The organism is Leifsonia poae, from assembly GCF_027921845.1.
Classification (GTDB): domain Bacteria; phylum Actinomycetota; class Actinomycetes; order Actinomycetales; family Microbacteriaceae; genus Leifsonia; species Leifsonia poae.
On the sequence record NZ_BSEN01000015.1, the window covers coordinates 334080 to 350224 of the forward strand.

Sequence of the window (16145 nt, forward strand, 5' to 3'; positions counted from 1 at the left end):
AGCCGGACCGGCGGCCGTGCCTACAGCATCGGGCGACATCCGGCGTAACGCTGTCACAGGCGGTAATGCGCGCTTGCGCAACGGCGGGGAATGCCGTCGTCTCCGGAGGACTTGCAGATGAGGCGACTAGAATTCATCGTTGGGATCCACGTGAACACAAGAATGCAGACCGAACCACTCGACGTCGTGCGGGTGCGAGCGGATTTCCCCATTTTCGACCGTGAGGTCAATGGGCATCCGTTCGTCTACCTCGACTCCGGCGCGACCGCCCAGAAGCCCCGCCAGGTGCTGGACGCGGAGCGCGACTTCGCCGAGCACTACACCTCGGCGGTGCACCGCGGCGCCCACACCGTCGCCGGCGAGGCCACGGAGCTGTTCGAGGAGGCGCGCGCCACGGTCGCGCGGTTCGTGGGGGCCGACCCTGACGAGATCGTCTGGACCTCCAACGCGACCGAGGGCATCAACCTCATCGCCTACGGGATGTCGAACGCCTCGCTCGGCCGCGGAGGGCCCGCCGCCGAGCGCTTCCGGCTGGGGGCCGGCGACGAGATCGTCGTCACCGAGGCGGAGCATCACGCGAACCTCGTGCCGTGGCAGGAGCTGGCGGCACGCACCGGCGCCTCGCTCCGGGTGATCGGCCTGCACGACGACGGCCGGCTGCGCCTCGACCAGGCCGCTGAACTCATCACCGAGCGCACCAAGGTGGTCGCCTTCGCCCACGTCTCGAACGTGCTCGGCGCGATCAATCCGGTCGAGACGCTCGTCGGGCTCGCACACGCGGTCGGCGCCCTCGTCGTGTTGGACGCCTGCCAGTCCGCTCCGCATCTGTCGCTCGACCTGCACGCCCTGGGCGTCGACTTCGCCGCCTTCTCCGGCCACAAGATGCTCGGGCCGACCGGTGTCGGCGTGCTCTACGGCCGTTCGGAGCTTCTGAACGCGCTCCCGCCGTTCCTCACCGGCGGCTCGATGATCACCACGGTCACGCTCACCGAGGCCGAATACCTCCCGGCGCCCGCGCGCTTCGAAGCGGGAACGCAACGCGTCTCCCAGGTCATCGCGCTCGCCCGGGCCGTCGAGTACCTCGACGCGGTCGGCATGGGCGCCATCGAGGAGCACGAGGCGCTCCTCGGCGCCCGCCTGCTCGACGGACTCGACCGCATCGAGGGCGTGCGCGTCCTCGGTCCGGCGGCGGGCGTCGAACGGGTGGGGCTCGCCAGCTTCGTGGTCGACGGCATCCACTCGCACGACGTCGGCCAGTTCCTCGACGACCGCGGCATCGCCGTGCGCGTCGGCCACCACTGCGCGCAGCCGGTGCACCGCCGCTTCGGGGCGACGGCGAGCACGCGCATCAGCACGTACCTGTACAACACCGCGGACGAAGTCGACCAGGCCCTCGAGGCCGTCGCCGACTCCCGCGCCTTCTTCGGAGTGGACCGATGACCTCCAGCGACCTTCAGAACCTGTACCAGCAGGTCATCCTCGATCACGCCAAGCAGAAGCACGGCTACGGCCTGCGCGAGGGCGCAGCCTCGTCGTCGCACCAGCTGAACCCGACCTGCGGCGACGAGGTGACGCTCAACGTCTACGCGGCCCCCGACGGTGGTGTGCAGTCGATCAGCTGGGAGGGTCACGGCTGTTCGATCTCGACCGCGTCGGCCTCGCTGCTCAATGACATCGTGAGCGATGCGTCGCGTGAGGAAGTGACGCACAAGATCGGCGCCTTCCGCGAGCTCATGCAGTCCAAGGGCACCATCGACGGCGACGAGGAGCTGCTCGGCGACGCCGTCGCGCTCGCGGGCGTCTCGCGCTACGTCACCCGCATCAAGTGCGCGATGCTGCCGTGGGTCGCACTGGAGGACGCCCTCGCGAAGGCCTGAGCGTCTGATCCGGTCACGCTCGTCGCAGCAGGCTCGTCAGAGGTCGAGCGCGAACGTGTAGAGCTGGATGCGGCGGCCGCCGTCGACGACGACCAGCTCGCGTTCCGGCCGCCGGGAGTACCCGAGCTTGGTGTAGAGCGCATGGGCGCCGAGCATGTTCTCGCCGCTGTGCAGCACGACGCGCGCTGAGCGCCGCTCGGCCGCCGTCGCGCGGGCGAACTCGGTGAGTGCGGTGCCGATGCCGCGGCCGCGTGCCGCCGGCGAGACGGCCAGCAGGCGGAAGTAGAGCTCGTCAGGGCCGATGCGCCCCTCGTCGTCGAGACCGGCACGCAGGATCGCGACGGTGCCGAGCAGCTCGCCGCTCGACCGGTCGGCCGCGACCCAGACGTCGTACGACGGGAGCAGGCGCTCGGGATGCCGCAGCTGCTCCTGATACCCGGCGGAGAGATCGTCGTAATCGCCGGTGTAGGCGGCATGCGTGAGGTCGCCGATCGCGGGGTACTCGTCGGCCTCAGCGAGCCGGATGAGCAGGGTGTCGGTTGCCACGGTGTCCATTCCTTCTACGCTACATCCGCTCGCCGGCCGCATCCGCCGGCCGCATTGGCTGGCCAGTATCCGCCGGCCCGAATCCACTGCTCAGGGCACCGGCGTCAGGTCGTACTCGTCGGCGATGATCTCGAGCGCCGATGACAGGCTCGGGAAGGTGGTGCCGTAGACGAGCCCCGACGGGCCGCTGGCCGTCCAGGCGCTCTCGCCCCGCGCATCCACGCCCTTGGTGACATGGCCGACCAGATAGCGCGAGTGGCCGTCGAGCACGTGACGCTGTGCGATCGCCAGCGTGAGTGGGAACGCATAGACGTCGCCCTGCGGGCTGACGACCAGCTCGAAGCGTGCCCGGCCGGGGTTGAAGGTACTCGTGAAGATCCGCGACATGATGCTCGTTTCTAACCCGCCGGAGGAGCGCGGCGCCATGAAGATGACGACCTGTTGCGCCCCGAGTCGCCGGCCGTAACAATCACGGCCGGCGACTTGACGCGCCGTGCTGCTATTCGTTCGTCTTCGGCAGCCCGGGAGGGTTGATCTCGGACTTCTTCACGGCCTCGTTGGAGAGGTTGTACGCCTTCAGCCAGGTGGCGTACTGCCCGTTGTCGATCAGGTAGTTGATCGCGTCGGCGACCGGCTTGTCGAGGCCGCTGCCCTTCTTCACGGTCGCAGCGATCAGGCCCTGCAGGCTCGCTCCGGCGCCGGAGTAGGTGCCGGCCGTGCGGGTGGGGTTGGCCGAGTCCTTGGTCTGCGTGTTCTGGTACGCGATGCCGGGGTTCGGGCCGAAGTAGGCGTCGATCTTGCCGGAGTTCAGGGCCAGATAGGTGGAGTTGGTGTCGGTGAAGTACTTGATGTCGAGGGCCTTGCCTTCGGCCTTCAGCTTCGTCTGCCACTCGAGCAGGATCTTCTCCTGGTTCGTGCCGGCGCTGACAGCGACGGTCAGCCCGGCGAGGTTCTCGTAGTCGTCGTCGAACGACCAGGAGTTCTTCTTCAGCGTCGTGAAGGCGAGGTTGTCCTGGCGGTAGGAGGCGAAGTCGTACTTCTCCTTGCGCTGCTCGGTGTCGGTGATGTTCGAGAAGCCGACATCCGTCGCGCCGGTGTCGATGCCGACGAACAGGTTGTCCCAGGTGGCGTTCTTGACCTCGGGCGTGAGGCCGAAGACGGCGGCGACGAGACGGCCGAGGTCGGGCTCGGCGCCGGTCAGCGTCTTCTGGTCGTCACCCGTGTAGGCCAGGGGCGGGAACCCTGCGGGGAGGGCGCCGATGCCTATCACGAGCTTGCCGCTCTTGCGTACGGCATCGGGGAGTTCTTTGCGGATCGAGTCGACCTGGGCCACCGAGATGGTGGTCTCGGTGCCGGCGCCGTTGGCGTGCGCGGCCACGGTCACGCGACCCGGCGTCGTCTCTGCTGACGCCTGTCCGGAGCAGGCCGCGAGGGATCCGACGAGGGCGGCGGCCGCGAACGCGGCACCTGCCGTGCTGAGCCACCGCGAACGGCGGCGGATGGGAGTGGGGGAAGACATCGGTTCTCCTTGCTGTGGGGTGGGCTGTCGGGGTCGTGCCCGCGGGCGTCGGCCCGCGGCTTCAGAGCACTTTGCTCAGGAAGTCGATGGTGCGCGGCTGGGTGGGGTGGTCGAGGATGTCGCCGGGTGCGCCCTCCTCGACCACGCGACCGTCGTCGATGAAGACGACACGGTCGGCGACCTCCCGCGCGAAGCCGATCTCGTGCGTGACGACGACGAGGGTCGTGCCCTCGCCGGCGAGGGTGCGGATGACCTGCAGCACCTCGTCGACCAGCTCCGGATCGAGTGCCGAGGTCGGCTCGTCGAACAGGATGACCTGCGGCTCCAGGGCGAGCGCGCGTGCGATGGCGACGCGTTGCTGCTGTCCGCCCGACAGCTGGCGCGGGTAGGCCGCCGCCTTCTCCGCCAGTCCGACGCGGTCGAGCAGGGCCGTGGCGCGCGCCCGGGCATCGGCCGGGGCGACGCCGAGTGAGATCGGCGCCTCGGTGACGTTCTCGAGGATGGTCAGGTGCGGGAACAGGTTGAAGTTCTGGAAGACGAAGCCGATGCGCGAGCGCTGGCGGAGGATCTGCTTCTCGCTCAGCTCCTTGAGCCTGTCGCCCTGCACGCGGACCCCGATCAGTTCGCCGCCGACCACCACGTAGCCCTCGTCGAGTCGCTCGAGGTGGTTGATCGCGCGCAGCAGCGTCGACTTGCCCGAGCCGGAGGGCCCCAGGATGACCGTGACGGTGCCCGCCGCGATCGTGAGGTCGATACCCCGCAGCACGGGTTTGTCGCCGAAGGCCTTCACGGCATTGGAGATCTCGATCGTCGCGCTCATCGGGCACCCCCGAACACAGCGCGCGTGCGGCGCCTCAGCCGCTGGAGCGGCGTCGGAGGAAGCGTGCGCAACGCGCCGCGGGCGTAGAAGCGCTCGACGTAGAACTGCACGATCGAGACGACGCTCGTGAGCACGAGGTACCAGATGGTGGCGACGACCAGCAGCGGGATGACGTCGGTGGGGTAGGTGCTCCCGAGGTTCTGCACGACGCCGAACAGGTCGAGAAGCGAGACGTAGAACAGCAGGGAGCTCGCCTTGAGGAGTCCGATGATCTGGTTCACATAGGCGGGCACGATCGAACGCAGTGCCTGCGGGAGCACGATGCGCCGGAACTGCCGCGACCGCGAGATGCCGAGGGCCTTCGCGGCCTCGTGCTGCCCCTGGTCGACGGAGAGCACGCCGGCGCGCACGATCTCGGACGAGTAGGCGATCTCGCTGAGGCTCAACCCGATGACGCCGAGCGTGAGGTCGGAGAGCACCGTGACCGTCTTCACCTCGACCTGCGGCCCGAACGGGACGCCGATGCCGATCGTCGGGTACAGGTTGCCCAGGTTGTACAGGAAGATCAGCACCAGGATCAGCGGCACCGAACGGAACAGCCACACGTAGAGCCAGCTGACGGTGCTGAGCACGGGGTTCGGCGAGAGGCGCCCCAGTGCGACGACGATGCCGCCGATGAAGCTCACGACCGCGCTGATCGCCGTCGCGACGAGGGTCAGCTGCAGTCCGGTGAGGATGGCCGGGCTGAACAGCCACTTCTCGACCTTCGCCCACTCCCAGGACGGGTTGGTGAAGAGGGTCTGGCCGAAGTTGAGCAGCACGACCAGCACGAGGGCGGCGGCGATCCAGCGACCGGGATGACGCAGCGGGAGCACCGGTCGTTCGGAGAGGCGCCGGAGGTCGATGCCGGCGGGAAGGTCGGCGACGGCCGTGCGCGGAGGGAGGACCGCGGTGTCGGCCGTCCGCTCGGTGACCGCGGTCATCGTTCGGTCTCTCGGGATGTCGCGGCATCGAGCCGCTTCTCGAACGGGTGGATGCCGACCTCCTCGGGAGGAGCGGCCGTGTCGAACAGCGGCGTGTATCCCGCTGCGAGGTAGAGGCCCTTGGCCTCGGGCTGCCGTGGACCCGTCGTGAGATAGACGCGGGAATAGCCACGGCGCAGCGCCTCGGCCTCCAGCTCGGCGACGACACGGCGGCCGAGGCCCTCGCGCCGGTGCGAGGCACTCGTCCAGATGCGCTTCAGCTCGGCGGTCTCGTCGTCGACGCGTTTGAAGGCGCCGCCGGCGATCGGCGACCCGTTGCGCAGAAGCACCACGAACGCGCCGTGCGGGGCGGCGAACTCGGCCGCCGGGTAGCGAGTGAGCTCGGTCGAGGCGCGCTCGCCGAAGAAGTCGCCGTAGCGTGTGTCGTACTCGAGCTCGAGCTCGGCGAGCAACGGCCTGGCGAGTTCGTCGGTCGCTGCGACGTAGCGGAACTCGTCCGCGACGACGTCGTTGATGGTCACCGGATGCCTCCTTCGGTCATGGGTCCTGATCGGATGTGCTGAGACCGTACGGTGCGCCGTCAACTGCCGACCACGCTGCGTTACGTCGTGCGTCGCCGCTGTCACAGAGCGACATCTGGGCTAGGCGGAGCTTGCGCGGGCGGGGAGGCTGCTGCGATGTCATCGCTCCGAGCATCCATCGCCGTCATCGGCGCCGGCCCGCGCGCTGCCGGCTGGCTCGAGCGCTTCGCCGCGAACCGGGCCGCCGCCGGCAGGGGCGAGCCGGTCACCATCCACCTGGTGGATCCGCACCCGGCCGGCCCGGGCCGTATCTGGCGCTCCGCCCAGTCGCCACTGCTCAAACTCAACTCGATGGCGGCGGACGTGACGATGTTCACCGATGCGTCGTGCGCCATCGACGGGCCGATCATCCCGGGGCCATCGCTGATCGAGTGGGCCGAGCAGGTGCGTGCGGGACACATCGACGACGGTCGGGTCACGGATGCCGTCGTGCGCGCCGAACTCGAGGGGCTCACCGGCTCGAGCTTTCCCACCCGTCGCCTGCAGAGCCACTACCTGGACTGGTTCCAGCGTCGCGCGGTCGAGCTCCTGGACGCGGACGTGACGATCGTCGTGCATGCGAATCGCGCGGTCTCGGTGGAGGGAGGGGACGACGTGCAGCAGGTGACGCTGGAGGACGGGTCGAGCATCCGGGCCGATCTCGTGCTCTACGCGCTCGGCCACAACGGTCGCGCCCTCGACGGGGAGCCGGCCGCGCTCGCCGCGTTCGCCGACCGACACGGACTGCACTATCAGCCGCCCGCGTTCACGGCGGATGCCGACACCTCCGCGCTCGCCGCCGGCCGGCCGATCGTCGTGCGCGGCTTCGGTCTGGCGGCGGTCGACCTCGTCGTGCTGCTCACCGAGGGTCGCGGCGGCCGATTCGACCGAGCCCCGGGCGGGGGGCTGCGGTACACGCCGAGCGGTCTCGAACCGCGCATCCTGATCGGGTCGCGGCGCGGGGTTCCGTACCACGCGAAGATCTCATCGACGTTGGTGGGGGACCGGCCGCCGCTGCGCTTCTTCACGGCCGACGCCCTCGGCCGCCTCCTCGGACGGGGCACGCCCGTCGACTTCCGGAGCGAGGTGTGGCCGCTGATCGCACGGGAGATGCTGCACGGCTACTACGCGGAACTCTTCACGGGCCATCCGGAGCGCACGGCGAGCGACTGGTCGTCGTTCGTCGCCCGGCTCGCGCTGGTGGATCCGTTCGGGGACGAGTACCGCGCCCTGGTGGAGCGCGCTGTGCCGCACGAGGACGACCGACTCCTGCTCGACGCGTTCGATCGGCCCCTCGACGGCACTCGCTTCGAGAACGCCGCCGCGTTGCAGGAGGCGGTGCGCGACTACATCCGGCGTGACCTGCGCCTGCGCAGCGACCAAGGGCATAGTGCGACACTCGGGCTGTTCACCGCGCTGCTGCAGTGCATGTTCGTGCTCGCGCCCGAGAGCGGGTCGCCCGGCTGGAGCGAGACCGCCCGCACCGACCTCCGTACCTGGTGGCCCGGCTTCTTCAGCTACGTCGCCTCGGGGCCGCCCGGGCACCGGCTCGAAGAACTGGTCGCCCTCTCGGAGGCCGGCATCGTCGAGTTCCTCGGGGGAGGGATGCGGGTGACGGCGGACGAGGACGCGGGCGCGTTCATCGTCGGCGGTTCCAACGTCGACGGGGAGTTCGCCGCCGACACCCTCGTCGACGCCTGGCTGCCGGGCGCCGACGCGGCGACGAGCGACAGCGCCGCCCTGCGCGACCTGGTCGCCCGTGGCGACGGGGCTGAACGTGACGGGCTGATCGAGGTGCGGCCGTCGGACTCCCGCATCGTGAGGACCGACGGCTCCGTGCATCCGCGGAGGTACGCGATCGGGCCGTTCACCACCGCGCCGTTCGCCGGTGCGTTCTCGCGGCCGGGCACGAACGCGCTCTCCTTCCGCGAGAACGATGCGGTGGCGGTGGCGATGGTCCGCCGACTCTCAGGGTCCGAGGCGCCGGCCGGGGCCGTCGAGCCGCCGGCTACTCGAACGTCGCCAGCCATCGCGTGAGGATCGCCTCCAGCCGGGCGGCGTCGGCCGGGCTGATGGCGTCGAGCAGACGGCGCTCGTTGGCCATGTGGTCGGTGAACGCGCTGTCGATGACCTCGCGTCCGCGCTGCGTGAGGGCGACCATGCGCCCGCGCCCGTCGTCGCCGGCGGGCCGCCTGGTGACCAGGCCGGCGCGCTCCAACCGGTCGATGCGCTTCGTCATCCCGCCGGTGGTGACCATGGTGTGCTCGGCCAGCGCCCCCGGGCTGCGTTCGAACGGCTCGCCTGCGCGCCGGAGAGCCGCGAGCACATCGAAGTCGCCCTCGCCGAGTCCGTGCTCGGCGTAGACGGCCTGCAGCTCGCCGGTGAGGTGTTCCGCGACACGGTGCAGCCGGCCGATGACACCCTGCGGGCGCACATCCAGCTCCGGCCGTTCTCGCGTCCACTCGGCCTGGATGCGGGCGATGCGATCAGGTGCGATGGATTCCGGGGCCATGGTTCCATACTAGCTTCCACGGAAGGTAAAATAGCTTCCATGGAAGCTAAATGGGTCTGGGTCGCCATCACCGCCATCGCGCCGATCGCCTGGGGCTCGACCTACGTCGTCACCCAGGCGGTGCTGCCCGCGGACGCGCCGCTGTGGGGCGCGGTCATCCGGGCACTCCCGGCAGGGGTGCTCCTGTTCCTCGTGCGCCGTCGACGGCCGCGCGGCGCCTGGTGGTGGCGTTCGGCGGTGCTCGGAGTGCTGAACACGGGCGCGTTCTTCGCGCTCGTCTACGTCGCCGCTCAACTGCTGCCGTCGGGGGTGGCGGCGACCCTGATGGCCACCTCTCCGCTGGCGATGATGGGCTTCGGCTGGCTGTTCCTGGCCGAACGGCCCCGGATGCTCGCGCTGCTGGGCGCCGTCATCGGGGTCGCCGGCGTCTGCGTGATGCTGCTCGGAGGCAGGTCTGCCGTGAACCCGTGGGGAGTGGCCGCCTCGCTGGCCGCGATGCTCCTGTCATCGATCGGCTATGTGCTGGCGACCCGCTGGAGCACCGGCGACCGGGTCGACGTGTTCTCGTCGACCTCGTGGCAGCTCATCGCGGGCGGCCTGCTGCTCGTCCCGGTCGCTGCCGTCGTGGAGGGAGCCCCGCCGCAGCTCGACGCGCCGGCGGTCGCCGGCTTCGCCTACGTGACGGTCGTGGCGACCGCCCTCGCGTTCGTCGTCTGGTTCAGCGGATTGCGGCATCTCGGCGCCGGGACGACAGGGCTGATCGGGCTGCTGAACCCGATCGCCGGCGTCCTTCTCGGCGCCCTGCTCGCCGGCGAGGTGCTCAGCCTCCGTCAGCTGCTCGGGTTGGCGATCGTGCTCGCGGGCATCGGGCTCGGTCAGTCGGCCAGGGCGTCGAGGAACGGTCGGGTCGGGGCGAAGAACGTGACGCCCGTGGCCGCCGTCGAGAAGTCGAGGATGCGGTCGTAGCTGCCCTCGGGATCGCCGATGAACATGCGCTCGAGCATCCGCTCGATCACCCAGAGCCGGCCAGAGTACCCGATGAAGTAGGTGCCGAACTCGCCGTGACCCGGTCGGCCGAACGGCATGTTGTCGCGCAGGATGTCGTGTTCGACGCCGTTCTCGTCGGTGATCGTCGCGAGGGTCTTGTGCGACTTCTGGCCGTGCTCGGCGTCGGCGAGCTCGATGTTCTCCAGCTTCGTGCGCCCGATGACGCCCTCCTGCGCCGGCACGGGGAGGGATCCCCAGGTGTCGAGGTCGTGGAGGTACTTCTGCACGACGACGTAGCTTCCCCCGGCGAACGCGGCGTCCTCCTGGCCGACCTGCGTCGAGCCGGCCATCTCGCTGCCGGTCGGATTGGCGGTCCCGTCGACGAAGCCCAGGAGGTCGCGCGAGTCGAAATAGCGGAAACCGACCACCTCGTCGACCACCGTGACGGCGTCGCCGAGGAGGCCGAGCAGCTGCCGTTCGAACTCGAAGCAGAAGTCGCTGCGCTCGGCCCTGATGTGGAACAGCAGGTCGCCCGGCGTGGAGACGGCGGTGTGCACGGACCCCGCGATCGGCCGGAACGGACGCAGCTCGGCCGGCATCGTCGCGCTGCCCGTCAGGCGGCTCCACACCGCCGCCCCGATGCCGGTGTTGCACGAGAGGTGCGCGTTCAGGTCACGGAAGCCGACGGTCTTCACGAGGTCGGAGAGCCCGGAGAGCACGTCGCGCACGTTCTGGTACGCGGCATCGTCGTCGGCGATGCTCACCACGAGGAACACCGCGGAGCGGGAAAGGGGAGCGTCGACGCTCTGCGCTTCGATGGGAACGCGCTGCCAGCTGTGGTCGCTCTGGTCGGTCATCATGCCCACGAGTCTGCCGTAGACCGGCGGTGGTCGACCAGAGTCGACCGACGCACAGATACTCAGGTAACGGAAAGATAACGATGCTGACCCGCTTCGATCGCCGCCACGGCGCGGAACTGCGTGCATGCCGACAGCGGAATGCATCCGCAAATGCCGAACAGCGATTGGCTTCGAACCTTCACAGGTTGATAGCGTCGTTGATGCCCTTTTCTGCTGCAGCCTGCAGGAACCGGCCGCAAACCCAGTCCGCGATCCCGGATGCGAGGCCGTGCGCCGTATGACGCGCGACGGCCTCACGATCCGGGGACGTACGGTCGGGAGGTGCGGGCGCACCCCAACGGTCGCGCCGGCAGCAGGCGACTCGCGAGCATCCGCCGCTTGAGACGCCAGCGTTGCTCGCACCCTCCACCCGGACGCAACCACGGAGCACGTGCCGGGGTTCACCCCTGCCGTGCCGCGGAGATCACGTGAGCGAGTCTGTTGCCGTCGAGGCACGGAACCTATTCAAAGTATTCGGAAGGAAGCCGGGCGAGGTCGTTCGCCGGCTGAAGGACGGGGCGACCCGCGACGACGTGGCCGCCAATGGGACAGCAGCCGTGATCGACGCGAGCTTCCGTGTGAAGACCGGCGAGATCTTCGTCGTGATGGGACTGAGCGGGTCGGGAAAGTCGACCCTGATCCGGTTGCTCAACGGTCTGCTCGAGCCGACCAGCGGCGAAGTGGATGTGATGGGCACGACCATCACGGGCGTACCGGCCAAGCGACTGCGCGCCGTGCGCCAGAAGCACATCTCGATGGTGTTCCAGCACTTCGCTCTGCTGCCGCACCGCACCGTGCTCGACAACCTCGCGTACGGGCTCGAAGTGCAAGGTGTGCCGGCGGCGGAGCGCCGTGAGCGCGCCGAGACGGTGCTCGACCTGGTCGGGCTCTCCGGCTGGGGAGACAAACTCCCTGGCGAGCTCTCCGGGGGCATGCAGCAGCGCGTCGGCCTCGGTCGAGCGCTGGCCGCCGACACCGATGTGCTCCTGATGGACGAGGCGTTCTCCGCCCTCGATCCGCTGATCCGCCGCGAGATGCAGGAGCAGCTGCTCGAGCTGCAGAGCCAGCTCGGCAAGACGATCGTGTTCATCACCCACGACCTCAACGAGGCCATGTTCCTCGGCGACCGCATCGCCGTGATGCGGGACGGCCGCGTGGTGCAGATCGGCACGCCCGAGGAGATCCTCACCGATCCCGCCAACGACTACGTCGAGAGCTTCGTGCAGGATGTCGACCGCGCCCGCGTGCTCACCGCGGCGAGCGTGATGGAGCCTGTTCGCGCCCTGGTCACCGTCGCGGCCGGTCCCCGTGCCGCGGTGCGGACGATGCGCGACCTGCAGACCTCGGCCGCGTTCGTGGTCGGGCACGGCCGGCGACTGCTCGGCGCGGTGCGCGACCGCGACGTGATGCGCCAGGTGCGGGAGGGCCAGACCGACCTCACCCCGGCGATCCGCGAGGACATCGCCTCGGTGTCCCGCGACGAAGTGCTCAGCGATCTCGTCGAGCTGTCGGTCGAGAGCGAGCTCCCGCTCGCCGTCGTCGACGACAAGCAGCGACTGCTCGGCGTGATCCCGCGCGTCACCCTGCTCGCCGCGCTCGGAAACGTCACCAGCGACACCACCGAGATCCCCGTCATCGTGCAACCGCCGGCGACCGTGTCGGTCGAAGTCATGACGCAGACGCTTCGCGACACCGCTCCCGGAGCGGCGGCCGCCGACCTCGAGGAGGTGCGCTGATGGATGTCCGGCTTCCGTTCGGCGAGTGGGCGACGCACGTCGTCGACTTCGTCACGACCGTGTTCAGTCCCGTCTTCGACGTGATCCGCGCCGTCTTCACCGGCCTCTACACCGGCATGGACTGGGTTCTGCAGACGCCGCCGTTCTGGGTGGTCATCCTGGTCATCGCGGCACTCGGCGTCTGGCTGAAGGGCTGGCTCTTCGGCGCCGGCACGATCGTCGGACTCCTGGTGATCGCCGGGGTCGACCAGTGGGCGAACGCGATGGACACCCTCGCGCTGGTGCTCGTCGCGGCCGCGATCGCCGTGGCGATCAGTGTGCCGCTCGGCATCCTTGCCGCACGCTCGAAGACGGCATCCGCGATCATCCGGCCGATCCTCGACTTCATGCAGACCATGCCGGCGTTCGTGTACCTGATCCCGGCGCTGATCCTGTTCCGGGTGGGTGTCGTCCCCGGCATCGTCGCGACGATCATCTTCGCGATGGCGCCGGGCGTGCGCCTCACCGAGCTCGGCATCCGCGGCGTCGACAGCGAGATCGTGGAGGCCGGACGGGCCTTCGGGTCGTCGCCCCGGCGCATCCTGCGCCAGATCCAGCTGCCGCTCGCCCTGCCGTCGATCCTCGCCGGTGTGAACCAGGTCATCATGCTGTCGCTCTCGATGGTGGTCATCGCGGGCATGGTGGGCGCCGGAGGCCTCGGCCGTGACATCGTGCAGGCGCTCAGTCGCGTGGACGTGGGGCTCGGCTTCGAGGCCGGACTCTCCGTTGTCATCCTGGCGATCATCCTCGACCGGTTGACCGGAGCGGTCGGCGCGGTCCGGGGCCGGCTGCCCCGCCGGGCGGTCATCGCCCTCGGCACCGCGGCGGTCGTCGCGGTCGCCGGCACCAGCGCCGCCGCCGTCACGCAGGGCGGCACCGGCGGGAGCAAGGGGACGGTCACGGTCGCGGTCTTCAACGGCTGGCCGGAAGGCGAGGCCGCCTCGTACCTCTGGAAGCACGTGCTTGAGAAGCAGGGCTACTCGGTGAAGTTCGAGTACGCGGATGCCGGCCCGGCGTTCGCAGGACTCAGCACCGGCGACTACGACGTGGCGTTCGACGGCTGGCTGCCGACCACCCACGCCGCGTTCCTGAAGAAGTACGGCGACTCGCTGGTGGATCTCGGCGCCTGGAACGACGAGGCCAAGCTGACCATCGCCGTGAACAAGGACGCACCGATCGACTCGCTCGATCAGCTCGCATCCCACGCGTCGGAGTTCGGCAACCGGCTGGTCGGGATCGAACCGGGCGCCGGTCTCACCGAGGCGACGCAGAACAAGGTCATCCCGCAGTACGGGCTGTCGAAGCTGAACTTCGTGACCTCGTCGACGCCGGCCATGCTCGCCGAGCTGACGAGTGCGATGAAGAAGAAGGACAACATCGCCGTGACGCTCTGGCGTCCGCACTGGGCGTACGACCAGTTCGATCTGAAGGACTTGAAGGACCCGAAGAACACGCTCGGAACGGCGGAGTCGATCCACTCGATCGCCAGCACCAGCTTCGGTGAGAAGTTCCCGGAGGTCGAGCGCTGGGTGAAGGACTTCAGGCTGGACTCCGACAAGCTCTACTCGCTCGAGAACGCCATGTTCAACGGCGAGAAGACCGACGACTACGACCCGATCGTGACGAAGTGGATGGCGCAGAACCAGGCGTACGTCGACTCGCTCACGGCGACGTCGAGCTCCGGCGGAAAGGCCCAGCCGACGTCAACGGCCCACGCGGGCTCGTAACCTGGTGGGATGAGTCTTCCCCGAACCGACACCATCGTCACCTACGCCGACGGCGACATCGCATCGAGCGGAACGGTGGTCCACGTCGAAGCGGTGGGCGACCGGCTGGCCGTCGTGCTCGACCGGACGGCGTTCCATCCGGTCGACCCCGTGTGGCCGGACCAGCCGGCCGACCAGGGCGTGCTGACCGTCGACGGTGTCGAGCATCCCGTGATCGGAGCCGTCGTCGGGGCGAGCGACGGCTCCAGGTTGTACGTCGGCGACGCCCCGGTGCGCACCGGTACTGAGGGGTGGGCGTTCGTCGTCTGCCACCTCCTGGAGCCGAGCGCCTCGGGCGCGTCGGTCGTGGAGGGCGCCGCTGCGCAGGTGACCGTCGATCCGCTGGTGCGCGGGGCCCTGTCGGCCGGGCACACCGCCTGCCACCTCGCGTCGCTCGCTCTCAACGAGGCGCTCGCGCCGCTCTGGAGCAAAGAGGTGCCGCTCGACGGCAGGGGGAACCCGAACTTCGATCAGCTCGCGATCACCGAGTCGCGCATCCTGCCCGACGGCTCGCTCGACACGTACCGGATCGGCAAGAGCCTGCGCAAGAAGGGCTTCGCCGCCGCGGACCTCTCCGAGCGGCTCACCGAGGTGGAGGACTTCGCGAATGCCCTGCTCGCCGAGTGGGTCGCCAGCGGCGCGGCCGTCTCGATCGCGCGGGCCGGCGATGGTCTGGGCGAGCGGCGCGCCTGGCGGTGCGAACTGCCGGACGGCGTCGTGGAGATCCCGTGCGGCGGCACGCATCTGCGCTCGCTCGCGCAGCTGGCGGGCGTTCGGGTGGGACTGGAGTTGCTGGGCGTCGAGGGCGCGCTCGAATTGCGGATGACGACGGCGGCGACGCCCGCGGCGTAGCCCTCTGCGGGCCGGCGGCTCAGCGGGGGAGCAGGGCCAGCACGGTGGCGACGATGGCCAGTGCACCGGCCAGCACCCAGCCCTGCCGCACCAGCCGTGCGACGCGCACCTCGCGGGCGAGGGCGTCGAAGCGCTCGACGGTTGATGCATCGGCCGCGCCCACCCGCCAGGTCTCGGGCTGGTCGAACAGGGCGACGATCGCAGCGGTGGCCGCCTGGTCGACGGCCACGGGACGACGGCCCATCCAGCGCACCAGCGCGTCGGCTTCGAGCAGGGTGACGCGAGCCGGCTGCTGCCGCACGGTGAACGAGGCCGGCGCGACGATCGCCACGACGGCGTGCACCGGTGCCGCGATGCCGGCGGTGGCGAGCACGTGCCGCACCCGGGACGCCTCGAGCTCGGAATTCCGGATGTAGGGCTGCTTAGCGCCGTCCACCAGAACCGCGCGGTCGCCGACCCACACCTTCCTGCCCCGGTGGTTCTTCGTATTGATCGCGAACACGCCTCCCGGCCCGACCGCCACGTGGTCGATGTCGGCGTCGCCCGTGCCGACGGGGACGGCGTGGTAGACCGTCCAGCCCTGCGGCAGCCGTTCGAGCAGGGCGCCGACCTCGCGCTCACCGGTCGCGCCCGCGAACCACGGCGAGGCCTCCTCGGTGAGCGGGGAGAGGCCGAGCGCGCGGGCCACCGCCGAGCGCGGCGTCGCGGCGTCCTGCAGCTTGACGACCTGCTCCATCACGGAATGCCCGGGGGCGCGATCGCGCATGCTGTTATCGGAGGCCACCGCGCCACGCTACTGGGGCCGCGCGCCGCTGCGCACGGCCCCAGTGCGGGGAGGACCCGAAAGGGCCTACCCCTTGGTGAGGGGCAGCTCGTCGTCGCCCGGCAGCCGCTCCTGGAGCGACTCATTGTGCTCCGCGACGGCGTCGAGCCGGTCCTCGTCGGTCGTGCCGAGTTCGCGCACCTTCTCGGCGAGCGCGTCGGCGTCGGGCTTCTGATCCTTCTCGTCTGACATGCACCGCACTGTACGCCGCGAGGCGACGCCGGCA

General features: G+C 69.7%; 17 protein-coding genes. 7 read left to right on the plus strand and 10 right to left on the minus strand.

Annotated features, from left to right (window positions below):
- The first annotated feature begins 162 nt into the window (after window positions 1-162).
- Together PKE84_RS16345 and sufU are read left to right on the plus strand one after the other, a co-directional pair.
- Window positions 163-1440, plus strand: coding sequence for a cysteine desulfurase (locus tag PKE84_RS16345; protein WP_271178319.1), 1278 nt, complete (start codon window positions 163-165; stop codon window positions 1438-1440).
- Window positions 1437-1877 (plus strand): Fe-S cluster assembly sulfur transfer protein SufU, encoded by a 441-nt coding sequence (sufU, locus tag PKE84_RS16350; RefSeq protein WP_271178320.1) that lies wholly within the window; start codon window positions 1437-1439, stop codon window positions 1875-1877. Before PKE84_RS16345 ends, sufU begins: the two co-directional genes overlap by 4 nt.
- 36 nt (window positions 1878-1913) lie before the next feature.
- Here sufU and PKE84_RS16355 read toward each other — a convergent pair whose 3' ends face one another.
- The 6 genes from PKE84_RS16355 to PKE84_RS16380 form a co-directional block, all read right to left on the minus strand.
- The gene (locus tag PKE84_RS16355; protein ID WP_271178321.1) at window positions 1914-2432 is read right to left on the minus strand and encodes a GNAT family N-acetyltransferase; all 519 of its coding nucleotides are present in this window, start codon (window positions 2430-2432) and stop codon (window positions 1914-1916) included.
- 81 nt (window positions 2433-2513) lie between these two features.
- Window positions 2514-2810, minus strand: a complete 297-nt coding sequence (locus tag PKE84_RS16360) for a hypothetical protein (protein WP_271178322.1) — start codon at window positions 2808-2810, stop codon at window positions 2514-2516.
- Between the two features lie 112 nt (window positions 2811-2922).
- Entirely contained in the window at window positions 2923-3942 is a 1020-nt protein-coding gene (locus tag PKE84_RS16365) for an ABC transporter substrate-binding protein (RefSeq protein WP_271178323.1), read from the minus strand.
- Window positions 3943-4003: 61 nt separating this feature from the next.
- Window positions 4004-4762 carry an amino acid ABC transporter ATP-binding protein gene (locus PKE84_RS16370; protein ID WP_271178324.1) on the minus strand — a complete coding sequence of 253 codons (759 nt, stop codon included), beginning with the start codon at window positions 4760-4762 and terminating at the stop codon, window positions 4004-4006.
- On the minus strand, window positions 4759-5745 hold the full coding sequence (locus tag PKE84_RS16375) for an amino acid ABC transporter permease (RefSeq protein ID WP_271178325.1): 987 nt from the start codon (window positions 5743-5745) through the stop codon (window positions 4759-4761). The genes PKE84_RS16370 and PKE84_RS16375 overlap by 4 nt, the downstream gene beginning before the upstream one ends.
- Window positions 5742-6266, minus strand: a complete 525-nt coding sequence (locus PKE84_RS16380) for a GNAT family N-acetyltransferase (RefSeq protein WP_373877158.1) — start codon at window positions 6264-6266, stop codon at window positions 5742-5744. Before PKE84_RS16380 ends, PKE84_RS16375 begins: the two co-directional genes overlap by 4 nt.
- 156 nt (window positions 6267-6422) lie before the next feature.
- Between PKE84_RS16380 and PKE84_RS16385 the strand changes: the two genes are divergently transcribed.
- Window positions 6423-8342 carry an FAD/NAD(P)-binding protein gene (locus PKE84_RS16385; RefSeq protein ID WP_271178326.1) on the plus strand — a complete coding sequence of 640 codons (1920 nt, stop codon included), beginning with the start codon at window positions 6423-6425 and terminating at the stop codon, window positions 8340-8342.
- Here the strand turns inward: PKE84_RS16385 and PKE84_RS16390 are convergent.
- Window positions 8314-8817 (minus strand): MarR family winged helix-turn-helix transcriptional regulator, encoded by a 504-nt coding sequence (locus PKE84_RS16390; RefSeq protein WP_271178327.1) that lies wholly within the window; start codon window positions 8815-8817, stop codon window positions 8314-8316. The genes PKE84_RS16385 and PKE84_RS16390 overlap by 29 nt on opposite strands.
- 39 nt (window positions 8818-8856) lie before the next feature.
- On the opposite strand from PKE84_RS16390, the gene PKE84_RS16395 reads away from it, so the two are divergent.
- The gene (locus tag PKE84_RS16395) at window positions 8857-9783 is read left to right on the plus strand and encodes an EamA family transporter (RefSeq protein ID WP_271178328.1); all 927 of its coding nucleotides are present in this window, start codon (window positions 8857-8859) and stop codon (window positions 9781-9783) included.
- Here PKE84_RS16395 and PKE84_RS16400 read toward each other — a convergent pair.
- Window positions 9693-10664 (minus strand): Dyp-type peroxidase, encoded by a 972-nt coding sequence (locus tag PKE84_RS16400; protein ID WP_373877159.1) that lies wholly within the window; start codon window positions 10662-10664, stop codon window positions 9693-9695. The genes PKE84_RS16395 and PKE84_RS16400 overlap by 91 nt on opposite strands.
- A 467-nt stretch (window positions 10665-11131) precedes the next feature.
- Here PKE84_RS16400 and PKE84_RS16405 point away from each other — a divergent pair, with 467 nt between their 5' ends.
- The 3 genes from PKE84_RS16405 to PKE84_RS16420 are packed head-to-tail and all read left to right on the plus strand — an operon-like array spanning window position 11132 to window position 15096.
- Complete coding sequence (locus tag PKE84_RS16405; RefSeq protein ID WP_271178329.1) at window positions 11132-12439, plus strand: quaternary amine ABC transporter ATP-binding protein; 1308 nt, start codon at window positions 11132-11134, stop codon at window positions 12437-12439.
- Window positions 12439-14205 (plus strand): ABC transporter permease/substrate binding protein, encoded by a 1767-nt coding sequence (locus PKE84_RS19540; RefSeq protein ID WP_309297493.1) that lies wholly within the window; start codon window positions 12439-12441, stop codon window positions 14203-14205. Before PKE84_RS16405 ends, PKE84_RS19540 begins: the two co-directional genes overlap by 1 nt.
- A gap of 9 nt (window positions 14206-14214) precedes the next feature.
- On the plus strand, window positions 14215-15096 hold the full coding sequence (locus tag PKE84_RS16420; protein WP_271178330.1) for an alanyl-tRNA editing protein: 882 nt from the start codon (window positions 14215-14217) through the stop codon (window positions 15094-15096).
- Between the two features lie 19 nt (window positions 15097-15115).
- On the opposite strand, the gene PKE84_RS16425 is transcribed toward PKE84_RS16420, so the two are convergent.
- Both PKE84_RS16425 and PKE84_RS16430 read right to left on the minus strand, forming a co-directional pair.
- Window positions 15116-15880, minus strand: a complete 765-nt coding sequence (locus tag PKE84_RS16425; RefSeq protein ID WP_271178331.1) for a nuclease-related domain-containing protein — start codon at window positions 15878-15880, stop codon at window positions 15116-15118.
- A gap of 66 nt (window positions 15881-15946) precedes the next feature.
- A complete protein-coding gene (locus tag PKE84_RS16430; protein WP_271178332.1) occupies window positions 15947-16111 on the minus strand; it encodes a hypothetical protein in 165 nt (54 codons plus the stop codon).
- Between the last annotated feature and the right edge of the window lie 34 nt (window positions 16112-16145).